The sequence below is a fragment of the Streptomyces sp. NPDC093591 genome, assembly GCF_044764885.1.
In the GTDB taxonomy this organism is placed as follows: Bacteria; Actinomycetota; Actinomycetes; order Streptomycetales; family Streptomycetaceae; genus Streptomyces.
In genome coordinates this window covers 490,347-505,652 of the sequence record NZ_JBIWIY010000004.1, presented here as the reverse complement: position 1 = coordinate 505,652, position 15,306 = coordinate 490,347, and the positions used below count along the sequence as shown (strand labels likewise).

Sequence of the window (15,306 nt, the reverse complement as noted above, 5' to 3'; positions counted from 1 at the left end):
GGCGCCTGAGGGCGCCCGGTGAACGGCAGTGTAATCACCGAGGTGGTCGGACCACTACAGCCGGAAACGGGGAAAATTCGCTCCCGGAGGGTGTTGTACCGGCGAAGTGGTCTGATAAATATGCGGGCATCTGCTCGGACCATGTGCTCGAACACGCTCAACGAGGAGCCGCCAGATGCACGGCACAACAGCGCGGAAGCAGAACAGCTCACGCAGGGGCACGACGGTCGCCGCGGTCGTCGGCGCCTCGCTCGTGCTCGCCGCGTGCGGCAGCACCAAGGACACCGGCGCCGCGAGCGCGGAAGGCGGCGGCAGCGGCAAGGTCGGGGTGATCCTGCCCCTGCTGACCTCGCCGTTCTGGCAGTCGTACAACGACTACGTGCCGAAGATGGCCGACTCCGAGGGCGTCGACACCCTCAAGACGGTCAACTCCAACAGCGACCCCTCCCAGCAGATCACCGACATCAACAACCAGCTCAACCAGGGCGTGAAGGGCCTGGTCGTCGCCCCGCTGGACAGCGCCGCCATCGAGGCCGGCCTCGACCAGGCGGAGCGCAAGGGCGTGCCGGTCGTCGCCGTCGACGTGGCGCCCGACAAGGGCAAGGTCGCGATGGTGGTGCGCGCGAACAACGTGGCGTACGGCGAGAAGGCCTGCCAGTACCTCGGCGAGCAGATCCCCTCCGGCAAGGTCGTGCAGATCATGGGCGACCTGGCCTCGGTCAACGGCCGTGACCGCTCCGAGGCGTTCCGCGCCTGCGTGAAGAAGAACTTCCCCAAGCTCAAGGTCCTGGAGATCCCGGCCAAGTGGGAGTCCGACACCGCGGCCTCCAAGCTGGACACCCTCCTGAACGCCAACCCCGACATCAAGGGCATCTACATGCAGGCCGGCGGCGTCTACCTCGCCCCGACCCTCCAGACCCTGAAGTCCAAGGGGATGCTGAAGAAGGCGGGGCAGGCGGGCCACATCACGATCGTCTCCAACGACGGCATCCCGCAGGAGTACGACGCCATCCGCAAGGGCGAGATCGACGCGACCGTCTCCCAGCCCGCCGACCTGTACGCCAAGTACGGCATGTACTACATCAAGGCGGCGATGGAGGGTAAGACCTTCGAGCCGGGTCCGACGGACCACGACTCGACCATCGTCAAACTCCCCAGCGGCATTCTCGAAGACCAGCTGCCCGCACCCCTGGTCACCAAGGACAACGTCGACGACCCCAAGCTCTGGGGCAACACGGTCGAATGAGTACGGCCGTGACCACACCCCTCGTAGAAGCGCGCGACATCGTCAAGCGCTACGGCCCCACCACCGCCCTCGCCGACGGCCGGCTCACCGTCCTGCCCGGCGAGTCCCACGCCCTCGTCGGCCGCAACGGCGCCGGCAAGTCGACCCTGGTCAACATCCTCACCGGCCTCCAGGCCGCCGACGAGGGCGAGGTCCGCTTCGACGGCGACCCCGCGCCCGCACCGGCCGACCGCGACGCCTGGCGCCGCAAAGTGGCCTGCGTCTACCAGAAGCCGACCGTCGTCCCCGAGTTGACGGTCGCCGAGAACCTGTTCATCAACCGGCAGCCCCTGCGGCGCGGATTCATCAGCTGGCGCAGACTGCGCACCGAGGCCGCCGCACTCCTCGACACCTGGGACGTGCACGTCGACCCCGAGGCCCGCACCGCCGACCTCAAGGTCGAGGACCGCCAAATGGTCGAGATCGCAAGGGCGTTGAGCTTCGGCGCCCGCTTCATCATCCTCGACGAGCCCACCGCCCAGCTCGACAACCGCGAGATCGAGCGGCTCTTCACGCGGATGCGGGCGCTGCAGGACTCCGGTGTCACCTTCCTGTTCATCTCGCACCACCTCCAGGAGGTGTACGAGGTCTGCCAGACCGTCACGGTCCTGCGCGACGCCCGCTGGATCACCACCGCCCCGGTCGCCGAACTCCCGCGCCGGGCGCTGGTGGAGGCCATGGCGGGGGAGTCCCTCGAGGTCATCGCCGAACAGGCCGTACAGCAGCCGGAAGTCGGTCACGAGGCCCCCGTTCTGCTGGAGGCACGGGGGCTGACGTCACCGGCGTACCAGAACATCGATCTCACCGTCCGGCGCGGCGAGGTCGTCGGACTCGCCGGCATCAGCGGCAGCGGCAAGGTCGAACTCGCCGAGTCCTTCGCGGGACTGCACACGCCGACGGCAGGCACGGCCCAACTCGACGGCAGACAGCTGCCGTTCGGCGATGTGCAGAGCGCGCTGAAGGCCGGCGTCGCCTGCGTCCCCCGCGACCGTCACGACCAGGGCCTCGTCGCCGGCATGACCATCGGCGACAACGCCACCATGAGCGTCCTCGACAGGCTCGGCCGCTTCGGCTTCGTCGGCACCGACCGCAAGCGGGGCTTCGCCGACGCCCTCATCAAGCGCCTCGACATCCACGCCGAGGGTCCCGGCCAGCCCGTCTCCGACCTGTCCGGCGGCAACGCTCAGAAGGTCGTCATGGCCCGGGCCCTCGCCTCGGACCCCCGGCTGCTGGTGCTGATCAACCCCACCGCGGGAGTCGACGTGAAGTCCAAGGAGTCCCTGCTCGCCCGCGTGGACAGCGCCCGCGAGGACGGCATCGCCGTGCTCGTCGTCTCCGACGAACTCGACGACCTGCGCCGCTGCGACCGCGTCCTCGTCCTCTTCCACGGCCGTGTCGTCGCCGAGCACCCGGCGGGCTGGCGCGACCACGAGCTGATCGCCTCCATCGAAGGAGTGGACCATGGCTGACACCAAGGCCCCACCGGTTACGCCCGTCAAGGTCCCCGATCCCCGTGCCGCCAAGGCCGTCTTCTTCCGCCGGGCCCGTGAACTCGCCCTCGTACCCGCCCTGTTGCTCCTCATGGTGCTCGGTGCGGTGGTCAACGACTCGTTCCTCACCGAGCGCAACCTGATCTCCATCCTCGGTGCCTCCGCCGCGCTCGCGATGGTCGTGCTGGCCGAGTCGCTCGTCCTCATCACCGGCAAGTTCGACCTCTCCCTGGAGTCGGTGGTCGGCATCGCTCCCGCCGTCGGAGCGCTTCTCGTGCTGCCCGCCGTCCAGTCCGGCTGGGGCACCGAACTCCCCGCCGCCGTCGCCCTGTTGGCGGTCCTCGTGGTCGGCGCGGCCGTGGGCGCCTTCAACGGCGTCCTGGTCGTGAAGTTCAAGCTCAACGCGTTCATCGTGACGCTCGCGATGCTGATCGTCCTGCGCGGTCTGCTGGTCGGCGCGACCAAGGGCAAGACGCTGTTCGGGATGCCCGACAGCTTCTACTCCCTCGCCACGACCACGTTCCTGAACATCCCTATGTCGGTGTGGCTCGCGGCGGCCGCCTTCGCGATCGCCGGTCTCGTGCTCAAGTACCACCGCGTCGGACGCGCCCTGTACGCCATCGGCGGCAACGCGGACGCCGCCCGCGCGGCAGGCATCCGCGTCGAGCGCGTGATGCTCGGCGTGTTCGTCGTGGCGGGGACGCTGGCCGCCGTCGGCGGGATCATCCAGACCGGCTACGTCGGGGCGATCAGCGCCAACCAGGGCAACAACATGATCTTCACCGTGTTCGCGGCCGCGGTGATCGGCGGCATCAGCCTGGACGGCGGCAAGGGCACCATGTTCGGCGCCCTGACCGGCGTACTCCTGCTCGGCGTCGTCCAGAACCTGCTCACCCTCGCCCAGGTGCCGTCCTTCTGGATCCAGGCCATCTACGGCGGAATCATCCTGGTCGCCCTCATGATCGCCCGCGTGACGACGGGCCGGGCCCAGGACTGACCCGCGCCTTCCCCACCATCGACGTCACCGACCGAAAGGCCCTCTGTGTCCCCGACCCCCGCCCGCATCACCGCGGTCGACACCTATGACATCCGCTTCCCCACCTCGCGCGAGCTCGACGGCTCCGACGCGATGAACCCGGACCCGGACTACTCGGCCGCGTACGTCGTGCTGCGCACCGACGCGGCGGACGGGCTGGAGGGGCACGGATTCACGTTCACCATCGGGCGGGGCAATGAGGTCCAGGTCGCCGCGATCGAGGCACTGCGCGGCCATGTGGTGGGCCGGCCCGTCGACGAACTCTGCGGCGACCCGGGGACCTTGAACCGCGACCTGATCGGCGACAGCCAGCTGCGCTGGCTCGGCCCCGAGAAGGGCGTGATGCACATGGCGATCGGCGCCGTCATGAACGCCGTATGGGATCTGGCCGCCAAGCGCGCCGACAAGCCGCTGTGGCGCCTCCTCGCCGACGCCGACCCGGAGTGGATCGTCCGCCAGATCGACTTCCGGTACCTCACCGACGCGCTCACGCCCGAGGAGGCGCTGCAGATCCTGCGCCGGGGCCGGGAGGGTGCGCAGGAGCGGGCCGCCCGGCTCCAGGAGCGGGGCTACCCCGCCTACACCACCTCCGCCGGCTGGCTCGGCTACGACGACGACAAGCTCACGCGGCTCGCCGCCGACGCCGTCGCCGACGGCTTCCGGCAGATCAAGCTGAAGGTCGGCGCCGACCTGGAGGACGACGTACGGCGCTGCCGCGTCGCCCGCTCGGTGGTCGGGCCGGACATCCGCATGGCGATCGACGCCAACCAGCGCTGGGACGTAGACGAGGCGATCCGCTGGACCAAGGCCCTCGCCGAGTTCGACCCGTACTGGATCGAGGAGCCCACCAGCCCCGACGACGTCCTCGGCCACGCGGCGATCCGCAGGGCCGTCGCCCCGGTGAAGGTGGCCACCGGCGAGCACGTCCAGAACCGGGTCGTCTTCAAACAGCTGCTCCAGGCCGGCGCCCTCGACGTCCTCCAGATCGACGCGGCCCGCGTCGGCGGCGTCAACGAGAACCTCGCCATCCTGCTGCTCGCCGCCAAGTTCGGGGTGCCGGTGTGCCCGCACGCGGGCGGCGTCGGCCTGTGCGAACTCGTCCAGCACCTGTCGATGTACGACTACGTCGCCGTCACCGCCACCACCGAGGACCGCGTCATCGAGTACGTCGACCATCTGCACGACCACTTCCTCGACCCGGTGGTGATCAGGGAAGGTCACTACACGGCACCGACCGCGCCGGGCTTCTCGGCCGCCATGCGGCCCGAGTCGATCGCGCGGTACACGTTCCCGGACGGCGCCTTCTGGGCCGCCGACCTCCAGACGCAGAAGAAGGGGCACGCGGCATGAGCGACTTCGACGGTCTCAAGGCGCTGGTGACGGGGGGCGCCTCCGGTATCGGCCGGGCCACGGCCGAACTCCTCGCCGCGCGCGGCGCCCAGGTCGCCGTCCTCGACCTGGACCCGTCGTCCGTCGAGAAGCCGCTGCTCGCCTTCCGCGCCGACGTCACCGACGACGCCTCCGTGCGCGCGGCCGTGTCGGCCGCCGTGGCCGAACTCGGCGGACTGGACGTGGTCGTCAACAACGCCGGCATCGGCGCCCAGGGCACCGTCGAGGACAACGACGACGCGGAATGGCACCGCGTCCTCGACGTCAACGTCGTCGGCATGGTCCGGGTGGCCCGCGCCGCCCTCCCGCACCTGCGCGCCTCTCAGCACGCGGCGATCGTCAACACCTGCTCCATCGCGGCCACGGCCGGGCTCCCGCAGCGGGCGCTGTACAGCGCGACCAAGGGCGCCGTGTACTCGCTCACCCTCGCCATGGCCGCCGACCACGTCCGCGAGGGCATCCGCGTCAACTGCGTCAATCCGGGCACGGCGGACACGCCCTGGGTCGGCCGCCTCCTCGATGCCGCCGACGACCCGGCCGCCGAGCGTGCCGCCCTGGAGGCCCGCCAGCCCACCGGCCGCCTCGTCTCGGCCGCCGAGGTCGCGGGCGCCATCGCCTACCTGGCGAGCCCGCTCTCCGGCGCCACGACCGGCACCGCCCTCGCCGTCGACGGCGGCATGCAGGGCCTGCGCCTGCGGCCGGTGAGCCAGTGAGCATCCCCCGCGGGCTCGGCTTCGGAGCCGCCGCCATCGCCAACCTCTACACCGAGGTCGCCGACGAGCAGGCGCGTCAAGCGGTGGCCGCCGCCTGGCAACGTGGCATCCGCTACTACGACACCGCACCTCACTACGGCCTCGGACTGTCCGAACGCCGCCTCGGCGCGGCCCTGCGCGAGCTGCCGCGCGAGGAGTACACGATCTCGACCAAGGTGGGCCGCCGTCTGGAGCCGGAGGCCGCCGGCGGCGACGACCTCGCCCACGGCTTCGCCGTCCCGGCAACCCACCGACGCGTCTGGGACTTCAGCGCGGACGGCGTACGACGCACCCTGGACGCCAGCCTGGAACGGCTCGGCCTCGACAGCGTCGACATCGTCTACCTCCACGACCCCGACGACCACGCGGAACAGGCTTTCCGGGAGGGCTACCCGGCCCTGGAGAAGCTCCGCTCCGAGGGCGTCGTCGGCGCGATCGGCGTCGGCATGAACCAGGCGGAGATGCTCACCCGCTTCGTCCGCGACACGGACATCGACGTGGTGCTGTGCGCGGGCCGGTACACGCTGCTCGACCAGAGCGCGCTCACGGAACTGCTGCCCGCGGCCGCGGAGCGAGGCGTATCCGTGGTGATCGGCGGTGTCTTCAACTCCGGTCTGCTCGCCGATCCGAAGCCAGGGGCGACGTACAACTACGCCGAGGCGCCCGGTGAGTTGCTGGACAAGGCCGTGCGCATGAAGGAGATCGCGCGGCGTCACGGCATCACCCTGCGAGCCGCCGCGCTGGCCTTCTGCGTGGCCCATCCCGCCGTCGCGAGCGTGCTGGTCGGCGCTCGCTCGGCTGCCGAAGTCCATGACTGCGTCGATCAGTTCGCCACGCCGGTTCCCGCTGCCTTCTGGCAGGAGCTACGGGAAGCCGGACTCCTGGTGACCGAGGAGCCGTGATGAGAGTCGCCCTGCACACCAAGGTCCGCGCGGACCGCGTCGCCGAGTACGAGGCCGCCCACCGCGAGGTCCCGAAGGAGCTCACGGACGCCATCCGGGCCGCCGGCGCGACCTCCTGGACGATCTGGCGCAGCGGCACCGACCTCTTCCACGTCCTGGACTGCGAGGACTACGGCCGTCTCCTCGCCGAGCTGGAGAAACTGCCGGTCAACGTGGCCTGGCAGGCCCGTATGGCCGAGCTGCTCGACGTGGTGCACGACTACTCCGGCGAGGGCGCGGACGCGGGCCTGCCCGTCGTATGGGAGCTGCCGTGATCGTCGACGCCCACTTCCACGTCTGGGACCTGTCGGTACGGGACCAGGACTGGATCGACGAACGCAGCCCGCTGCGAAGGAACTTCACGATCGAGGACCTCGCACCCCAGGCCCGCGCGGCCGGAGTCGACCGTGCGGTCCTCGTCCAGACGATCACCGTGCCCGAGGAGACCGGGGAGTTCCTCGCCCTCGCCGCCGAGCACGAGCTGATCGCGGGCGTCGTCGGCTGGACCGACCTCACCCGCCCGGACGTCGCCGACGAGCTGGCCCGGCTGCGGGAGCTGCCCGGCGGGCGATACCTGAAGGGCATCCGCCACCAGGTCCAGGGCGAGCCCGATCCGGAGTGGCTGCTGCGGGCGGACGTACGGCGTGGACTGGCCGCCGTGGCGGAGGCGGGGCTGGTCCACGACCTGGTCGTGCTGCCGCACCAGCTGCCGGCGTGCGTCAAGGCCGCCGCGGACCACCCCGGCCTCACCTTCGTCCTGGACCACCTGGGCAAACCACCCATCGCCTCGGGCGAGCGAGAACCCTGGGAGACAGCGGTCCGCTCCCTGGCCGCCCTCGCCAACACGGTCTGCAAGCTCTCCGGCATGGTGACGGAGGCCGACCTGACCTCCTGGACGGTCGACGACCTGCGCCCGTACGCCGAGGTCGTCCTGGACGCCTTCGGTCCGGACCGGCTGATGTTCGGCTCCGACTGGCCGGTGTGCACCCTGGCGGCGTCGTACGGCCAAGCGGTCGCCACCGCACGGGAGTTGACCGACGAATCCGATCACCGGCAGATCTTCGGGGCGACCGCCGCACGCGTCTACGACCTCTGAGCCACCCCGGCCAGCCTGGTCGGCGGCAGATACTCCCGCACATACGTCCGCTCCCAGCACGCGCCCGTCTCCCGCAGCTCACGCCAGCTCGTGTAGCGGTAGCGGAAGAGGCGGGCGCGCACGTAGCGGGGCGGGGCGTCCGGTGGGAACGGTGAGCGGCGCAGCAGCTTCAGCGTGTCGCGGTCGCTCTCCAGGAGCCGCTCCACCAGGGCGCCGAACCACGACCCGGCGTACGCGGGCGACAGTGCGGCGAACCACATCAGCCAGTCCAGCCGCAGGTGGTACGGCGCGAACTGCCGCGGCCAGCGCCGCGGGTCGCCCGGCTTGCCCTTGAACTCGTACTCCCGCCAGTCCGAGTCCTCCCGCGGTACGTCGTCGTCGGTGCCCTCGATCACCACCTCGTACCGGATCCGGCTGACGCTGCCGAACGCGCCGTAGGTGTTGACCAGATGGAGCGGGTCGAAGGAGCGGTTCATGATCTGGCGGCGGGAGATCATGTTGGCGACCGGGTGGTAGCTCAGGAACACGAGCAGTGCCGCGACGGCCAGGACCACGACCTCGTACCACAGCGGCGCGTCCGGCACGGCCGGCGGATCGCTCGGCCACCGGACCGCCGACAGGGCCAGCACGATGGTGATCCAGTTCAGCCAGGAGAAGTTGCCCGACAGAACCAGCCACAGCTGGGTGACGATCATCAGGGAGGCGGCCGCCGTCGCGATCGGCTGCGGGGTGAACAGGAGGACGGGCACGACGAGTTGGGTGAAGTGGTTGGCGGCCACCTCGACCCGGTGCAGGGGCTTGGGCAGATGGTGGAAGAACCAGCTCAGCGGGCCCGGCATCGGCTGGGTCTCGTGGTGGTGGTCCAGGCAGGTGAGCTTGCGCCAGCACGCGTCGCCGCGCATCTTGATCAGACCCGCCCCGAACTCGACCCGGAACAGGATCCAGCGCAGCAGGAACAGCACCACGACCGGCGGCGCCACCTCGTCGTTGCCCAGGAACACGGCGAGGAAGCCGACCTCCAGCAACAACGACTCCCAGCCGAACGCGTACCAGGTCTGGCCGACGTTGACGATCGACAGATACAGCACCCACGGGACCAGCCACAGCAGCATGCAGCCCCACAGGGGCACCACCGAGTCCAGCCCGCCCAGCAGCGCCGCCGACACCGCGCAGCCCGACCAGGCACAGACGGCGAAGAACCGGTCCGAGTAGTGCAGTTGGAAGACGCTCGGGGCGGCCCTGAAGGGCACCCGCTCGACGAAGCGCGGCACGGGCAGCATCCCGCGCTCACCCATCAGCGCCCGGAACTGCAGGGCCGCCGTCAGGAACGCGACGAGATACACGCCGGCCAGAGCCCGCTGGAAGACCAGCCGGCTCGTCCAGTACTCGGGTGCGATGAACCACTCCACGGCCGTGTCCTCCTCTCCTCATTGTCGCGCCGGGGACCCCGGTGACTCTGTGTATACAACTTCTCCGTTTGCGTAACCCAAGTGAGTGAAGCAGACAATGGTGCAGGCAAGGGGGATGAAACGCCCGACAACAGGCGGGAGGACATGGTGCGGACACCCACCCGAACCATCGCCACGGCCTGCACGCTTTCGGCGGCCCTCGCCGTCGCCGGCTGCGGCGCAGGCGACGAGGACCCGGAATCGAGCGGGGAAGTCCTCCTCCAGCCCGCGGCGGCCCAGGGGCCGGACCCCTTCATGGACTCCACGGCGACCTCGACCGTCACCCCGTCGCCGGTCACCCGGACGCCGAGGCCGGCGCACCCGGGCCGGGCCGGGCTCCGGACTCTGTCCGGCGAGACGCCCGGCCTGTACGGCGGTACCCGGGGCGCCGGCAGCTGTGATGTTCAGCGGCAGATCGACCGGCTCACCGCCGACCGGGCCAGGGGCCGTGTCTTCGCCCAGGCCGCGGGCGTCCCCCAGGCGTCGATCCCGGGCTATCTGCGCGCACTGACCTCGGTCGTGCTGCGCGCCGACACCCGGGTCACCAACCACGGGTACCGCGACGGCATGGGGAAGGGTTTCCAGTCCGTCCTGCAGGCGGGAACCGCCGTCCTCGTCGACAGCCGCGGTGTGCCGCGTGTCCGCTGCGCCTGCGGAAATCCGCTCGCCCCGCCCGTCGGCCTGCGGGGCGGACCCGGCACCGGCGGCCGGGCCTGGTCCGGATACCGGCCGGACCAGGTGATCGTGGTGACCCCCACGACACGGCTGATCACCGACATCACGATCATCGACCTCGCCGACCACACCTGGATCGAACGGCCGACCGGTCATCGTGGCCACGACCGCGACCATGCCGTACGGCCGCCGAAACCGGTGACTCCGACCCCGGTCCCACCCCCGCACGACAGCGCTTCCAGCACCTCGCCCGGCGAGAGCAGCGCGCCCCCCTCGCCCAAGTCGCCGACCGACTGCGCGACCCCGACGGTCACCGTCACCCCCAACCCCGGCGCCACCGACCCGCTGCCGAGGACCGCTCCCGCCGACTGCCCCTCGGCCACCGTCACGGCGTCGCCCCCGAAGGCCGACCCCGACCGTACGCCCGCGTCACCGGAGCCCTCCGTGCCCGCGGAGTCCGCCGAGGAGTCGACCCCCTCCGTCTCCCCGACGGCACCGGACACCTCCCCGAGTTCCCCGGACTCCCGGGACGCCCAGCGGGAGACCGCCCCTGATGCCCCCGACGTGCCCGACGGCAGCCGGCCGGCACCCGACGGCCCGGACACCACCGACAGCATCTTCGGCAGCCCCACGGGCATCTTCGACGGCTGACCGTGGGCAGGGGCGACGTCCTGCCCCTGGGCGCAGGCAGTTCCGTCGTCCCAGTCGAAGATTCCGGCAAACCCTGGCAAGGTGGCCCCATGGTTGATCGGGGAGCGAGCGCCCTGTCACTCCCGGACGACTGGCCCGCCCACCCGGATCCGATCCTGGCGCTCAACCGCATGGGCAGTTTCGACTGGGACCTGGACACCGGTCTGTTCCACATGGACGCCCAGGCCCACGAGGTCTTCGACCTGCGCCCCGACGAATACGACGGACACCCCGCGACCCTGGCGATCCGCGTGCCGCCCCCCGAGGCCTACCGGCTGGACGGCCTGGTCTCCCAGGCCATGAAGGACGGCAGCGAGAACTACGGCGCCTACTTCCGCATCCGCTGCCGCGACGGCGCGCTGCGCTGGACCCACACCCAGGGCTACATCCGCCGCGACGAGACGGGCCGCCCGCGCCGCATCATCGGCATCGTGCGCGACGCCACCGACGAACTCGCCGAGAGCGAGGAGCGGCGCGAGCAGGCGGCCGAGGACGAGGCCCGCCGGCAGCAGACCAACGTCGTCCAGCTCACCACGGCCGCCCTCGCGCACGCCCGGACCGTCCAGGACGTCATCGACGTCCTCAAGGACACCCACGGCCTGAGCAACCTCGGCGCCACCAGCCTCGTCATGGGCCTGGTCGAGGCCGGCCGGATCCGGCTGGTCGCCGAGGGCCCCGTGGGCAGCTTCGTGCCCGGGACCCTGGTCACCCGAATAGACGAGCAGTACCCGATGAGCGAGGTCGTGCGGACCCTCAGCCCGCGCTTCATCGAGTCGCCGGAGGAGTTCGCGGACCGCTACCCCGTCCTCTGGCCGCACATCACCGACCTGAACATCACGGCCGCCGCCTATCTGCCACTGATCGCCCAGGCCCGGCCGATCGGCGCCATCGGCCTGCTCTACAGCGACCGCGGCGGCTTCTCCACCGAGGACCGCAACGTGCTCGTCGCCCTCGGCAGCAGCATCGCGCAGAGCCTGCAGCGGGCCATGTTCTACGAGCAGGAGAAAGACCTCGCCACCGGTCTGCAGCAGGCCATGCTGCCGCGCACCATCCCCAGCGTGCCCGGCGCCGACATCGCCGTCCGCTACCGCTCCGGCTCCCTAGGCCGGGACATCGGCGGCGACTGGTACGACCTGATCCCGCTGCCGGGCGGCCGCGTCGGCGCCGTCATCGGCGACGTCCAGGGGCATGACACGCACGCCGCCGCCGTCATGGGCCAACTGCGCATCGTCCTGCGCGCCTACGCCGCCGAGGGGCACACCCCGGCCACGGTGATGGCCCGCGCCTCCGTCTTCCTGCACGAGCTGGACACCGACCGCTTCGCGACCTGCCTGTACGCGGAGGCCGACCTGTCCACCGGAGTCGTGCAGGTGGTCCGGGCCGGCCACATCGACCCGCTGATCAGGGAGCCCGGCGGCGCCTGCCGTCGCGTCCCGGTCGAGGGCGGGCTGCCGCTCGGCCTGTCCGCGGAGTTCGGCCGGCTCGAATACCCGGTCGGCACCATCGAGCTGGACTCCGACCACACCCTGCTGCTGTGCACCGACGGCCTCGTCGAACAGCCCGGCGCCGACCTCGACGACGGCATGCGGACCCTCACCGCGCTCATCGCCACCGGGCCGGACGACGTACGCGACCTCGCCGACCGCCTCATCGACGTGGCCGAGGAACGCGGCGGCGACGACGACGTGGCCCTGCTCCTGCTCCGCCGCCGCGTCCTGGGCGCACCGCAGTCCGGCGGCCGCCTCCAGCAGCATGTCGCCCCCGGCGACCCCGAGGCCCTCACCGGAGCCCGGCACATGATCCGCGCCGCCGTGCGCGCCTGGGGCGCGGTCGACCGGGCCGACGAGGTCGAGCTGGTCGCAGACGAACTGATCACCAACGCCCTGATGCACACCGAGGGCTCCGCCATCGTCACCCTGCGGGTCCTGACCGGCTCCGAACGCCGCCTGCGCGTCGAGGTCGAGGACTCCTCCAGCGCCCTGCCACGCCGCCGCGAGGCGGGGGAGTCGGGCGTCTCCGGGCGCGGCCTGCTCCTCGTCGACCTGCTCACGGACGTGTGGGGCGTGGAGGCCCGGGGCGGCGGCAAGGCGGTGTGGTGCGAGTTCGTGGTGCCCGAGCGGCTCTGACCGCCGTACGCGAGCGAGGCGCCCGAGCGGCCCACCTGGCGTTGTCGGTCCCGGGTGGCACTCTGGACCTATGCCGGAACTGCCCGAGGTCGAAGCGCTCAAGGACTTCCTGACCGAGAACCTGGTCGGCCATGAGATCGTCCGCGTGCTGCCCGTCGCGATCAGCGTCCTGAAGACGTACGACCCGCCGGTCACCGCCGTCGAGGGCCACGAGGTCACGGCCGTGCACCGCTACGGCAAGTTCCTGGACCTCGCCACGGGGGACGGCCCGCATCTGGTGACCCACCTGGCCCGCGCCGGCTGGCTCCACTGGAAGGACGAGCTCCCCAGCGGCATGCCCCGCCCCGGCAAGGGCCCGCTCGCGCTGCGCGTGGCCCTGGAGACCGGCGCGGGCTTCGACCTGACGGAGGCGGGCACCCAAAAGCGCCTCGCGGTGTACGTCGTCCAGGACCCGCGGCAGGTCGCGGGCGTGGCCCGGCTGGGCCCGGACCCTCTCGCCGCCGACTTCGACGAGACGCGGCTCGCGGCCCTGCTGAAGGACGAGCGCCGCCAGATCAAGGGCGCCCTGCGCGACCAGAGCCTCATCGCGGGGGTCGGCAACGCCTACAGTGACGAGATCCTGCACGCGGCGAAGATGTCCCCCTTCAAACTGGCGTCGTCACTGACACCCGAGGAGACGGCAAGACTGTACGAGGCCCTGCGGACGACCCTCACCGAGGCGGTCGAGCGCTCGCGCGGGCTGGCGGCCGGGCGCCTGAAGGCCGAGAAGAAGAGCGGCCTGCGCGTCCACGGCCGCACCGGTGAACCGTGTCCGGTGTGCGGCGACACCATCCGCGAGGTCTCCTTCAGCGACTCCTCGCTCCAGTACTGCCCGACCTGCCAGACGGGCGGGAAACCACTGGCGGACCGGAGACTGTCGCGGCTGCTGAAGTAGCCTCACCGCGGCTGGAGCGTCACCAGGTGCTCGCCGCCCGCCGTTCTGACCTCGTAGCGGACGATCTCGTCGGAGTGCATGGTCGAGGCGCCCCGCATGGTGTTCGCGCGGGCATCGTGGTCGGAGCCGTGCCAACTGGTCACGGTCTCCTCCGAGCCGTCCCGGCCGATGGCGATCAGATGGCAGGGGCGCCGACCCGACGCGTCCTTCACCTTCAGCTCCACCTGGCTGCCGTAGGCCTCGTTCTCGGTCGTGACCTGCGCCCACACACCCGACCGCGCGTCGGTCGCCTCGACGACCCGAAGCGCGCCTTCGTCGCCGCTCGCCATCATCGCGACCCCGGGCCCGGCGAGGGCGATCACCACCGAGGCGGCCACGGCGTACAGGGTGCGCCGGCGCCGGGCGCGGTGGCGGGCCGCCACCGTCTCCAGCAGCCGGTTCAGCAGCTGCGGGCCCGGCTTGGCCATGGGGTGCACGAACTGCGGTGTGGACCGCCGGTACAGCATCAACTGGCGGGTGACGGGCCCGAACTCGGTCACGTGTGCCGCGCAGCGGGGGCACTCCATGAGGTGGTCCTCGAAGCGGAACGCCTCCGCCTCGTTCAGCACGCCGAGCGCGTACGCGGCGACGTCGCGATGCCTCTCCAGGGACCTCATGCCGAATCCTCGTGCCGTTGGGTGCGGGGTGGGTTACTCCTTGCGCCCACTGGTACGCACCAGGCAGTCGAATCACTCAAGCCACGCACAGAATCGCAACCGAATGATTCGGAGCCGCCCGGGACGAGGATTGGTCCGAGGAGAAAAGAACTTAGAAAAGATGGATGGCGAGGTGCCCGAGCGGCAGTCCCAGCTGCCATGCGGGGGTCCACACCTTCGGCCCCTCGTCCTCTCCGACCAGCGCACCGCCGCCCGGCACCGCGTTCAGATCGGGCGCGAGCAGCTCGGTCTCCTGCAGCCAGCGCCAGGCCGCCTCGGCCAGCTCCAGGTCGGGCGCGGGCCCGCCGGACTCCACCGCCTCGGCCGCCAGTCCCGCCATGCGCTCGCGCACCCAGTCCTGCCACGGCTGGTCGTACGCCGTCAGCGACAACCAGGTCTCCAGCTGGGAGACGACCCGGATGCCGGAGAGTTCGCCGTCGGTGTCGGACAGGAAGATGGTCAGCGCCAGGGCATCGCGCCCGGCGCGGAACTCGAATGACGTCGGCGGCATGAGATCGCCGGTCCGCAGCAGCTCGTCGGCGATGTACTCGGCGTACAACCACGCCATGGGGACGGTGAGTTCACCGCCGCCGGTGCCGTCCGTGCTCTCTTGACCTCTGTGCAGCATCCCTTCCTGCCTTCCTCCGGTGAGTGCGTCGCCCGACGACCCCGGGCCCCGATCCGGAACACGGATGAGGACAGCCGATTACTCAACCGGGGTGTTCAGCAAGGCGCTTTACGGAGGTTTG

The 15,306-nt window shown here is 71.0% G+C and carries 14 protein-coding genes; 11 read left to right on the top strand and 3 right to left on the bottom strand.

The window, feature by feature from the left end; genetic code table 11:
• The first annotated feature begins 175 nt into the window (after positions 1 to 175).
• Genes ACIREI_RS11785 through ACIREI_RS11750 form a run of 8 tightly spaced genes read left to right on the top strand, consistent with a single transcriptional unit; the run spans position 176 to position 7,989 of the window.
• Positions 176 to 1,246 (top strand): sugar ABC transporter substrate-binding protein, encoded by a 1,071-nt coding sequence (locus ACIREI_RS11785; RefSeq protein WP_403330663.1) that lies wholly within the window; start codon positions 176 to 178, stop codon positions 1,244 to 1,246.
• An 8-nt stretch (positions 1,247 to 1,254) separates the two neighbouring features.
• Complete coding sequence (locus ACIREI_RS11780; protein WP_403330661.1) at positions 1,255 to 2,754, top strand: sugar ABC transporter ATP-binding protein; 1,500 nt, start codon at positions 1,255 to 1,257, stop codon at positions 2,752 to 2,754.
• Entirely contained in the window at positions 2,747 to 3,772 is a 1,026-nt protein-coding gene (locus ACIREI_RS11775) for an ABC transporter permease (protein WP_403330658.1), read from the top strand. The genes ACIREI_RS11780 and ACIREI_RS11775 overlap by 8 nt, the downstream gene beginning before the upstream one ends.
• A 45-nt stretch (positions 3,773 to 3,817) precedes the next feature.
• The gene (locus ACIREI_RS11770) at positions 3,818 to 5,161 is read left to right on the top strand and encodes an L-fuconate dehydratase (RefSeq protein ID WP_403330655.1); all 1,344 of its coding nucleotides are present in this window, start codon (positions 3,818 to 3,820) and stop codon (positions 5,159 to 5,161) included.
• Positions 5,158 to 5,913 (top strand): SDR family NAD(P)-dependent oxidoreductase, encoded by a 756-nt coding sequence (locus ACIREI_RS11765; protein WP_403330652.1) that lies wholly within the window; start codon positions 5,158 to 5,160, stop codon positions 5,911 to 5,913. Before ACIREI_RS11770 ends, ACIREI_RS11765 begins: the two co-directional genes overlap by 4 nt.
• Entirely contained in the window at positions 5,910 to 6,854 is a 945-nt protein-coding gene (locus ACIREI_RS11760) for an aldo/keto reductase (RefSeq protein ID WP_403330649.1), read from the top strand. Before ACIREI_RS11765 ends, ACIREI_RS11760 begins: the two co-directional genes overlap by 4 nt.
• Entirely contained in the window at positions 6,854 to 7,168 is a 315-nt protein-coding gene (locus ACIREI_RS11755; RefSeq protein ID WP_403330646.1) for an L-rhamnose mutarotase, read from the top strand. The genes ACIREI_RS11760 and ACIREI_RS11755 overlap by 1 nt, the downstream gene beginning before the upstream one ends.
• The gene (locus ACIREI_RS11750) at positions 7,153 to 7,989 is read left to right on the top strand and encodes an amidohydrolase family protein (RefSeq protein ID WP_403330643.1); all 837 of its coding nucleotides are present in this window, start codon (positions 7,153 to 7,155) and stop codon (positions 7,987 to 7,989) included. The genes ACIREI_RS11755 and ACIREI_RS11750 overlap by 16 nt, the downstream gene beginning before the upstream one ends.
• On the opposite strand, the gene ACIREI_RS11745 is transcribed toward ACIREI_RS11750, so the two are convergent.
• Positions 7,977 to 9,398, bottom strand: a complete 1,422-nt coding sequence (locus ACIREI_RS11745; protein ID WP_403330640.1) for a lipase maturation factor family protein — start codon at positions 9,396 to 9,398, stop codon at positions 7,977 to 7,979. The two genes, ACIREI_RS11750 and ACIREI_RS11745, sit on opposite strands and share 13 nt — an antisense overlap.
• Positions 9,399 to 9,542: 144 nt before the next feature.
• On the opposite strand from ACIREI_RS11745, the gene ACIREI_RS11740 reads away from it, so the two are divergent.
• The 3 genes from ACIREI_RS11740 to ACIREI_RS11730 all read left to right on the top strand — a co-directional run bounded on the left by ACIREI_RS11740 (position 9,543) and on the right by ACIREI_RS11730 (position 13,862).
• Positions 9,543 to 10,763 carry a DUF6777 domain-containing protein gene (locus ACIREI_RS11740; protein ID WP_403330637.1) on the top strand — a complete coding sequence of 407 codons (1,221 nt, stop codon included), beginning with the start codon at positions 9,543 to 9,545 and terminating at the stop codon, positions 10,761 to 10,763.
• An 89-nt stretch (positions 10,764 to 10,852) separates the two neighbouring features.
• Positions 10,853 to 12,928, top strand: a complete 2,076-nt coding sequence (locus ACIREI_RS11735) for a SpoIIE family protein phosphatase (RefSeq protein ID WP_403330635.1) — start codon at positions 10,853 to 10,855, stop codon at positions 12,926 to 12,928.
• A 70-nt stretch (positions 12,929 to 12,998) separates the two neighbouring features.
• Positions 12,999 to 13,862 (top strand): Fpg/Nei family DNA glycosylase, encoded by an 864-nt coding sequence (locus ACIREI_RS11730; RefSeq protein WP_403330632.1) that lies wholly within the window; start codon positions 12,999 to 13,001, stop codon positions 13,860 to 13,862.
• A 2-nt stretch (positions 13,863 to 13,864) separates the two neighbouring features.
• Here ACIREI_RS11730 and ACIREI_RS11725 read toward each other — a convergent pair whose 3' ends face one another.
• Both ACIREI_RS11725 and ACIREI_RS11720 read right to left on the bottom strand, forming a co-directional pair.
• Complete coding sequence (locus ACIREI_RS11725) at positions 13,865 to 14,518, bottom strand: zf-HC2 domain-containing protein (RefSeq protein ID WP_403330629.1); 654 nt, start codon at positions 14,516 to 14,518, stop codon at positions 13,865 to 13,867.
• 151 nt (positions 14,519 to 14,669) lie between these two features.
• The gene (locus tag ACIREI_RS11720; protein ID WP_398810609.1) at positions 14,670 to 15,185 is read right to left on the bottom strand and encodes a hypothetical protein; all 516 of its coding nucleotides are present in this window, start codon (positions 15,183 to 15,185) and stop codon (positions 14,670 to 14,672) included.
• Between the last annotated feature and the right edge of the window lie 121 nt (positions 15,186 to 15,306).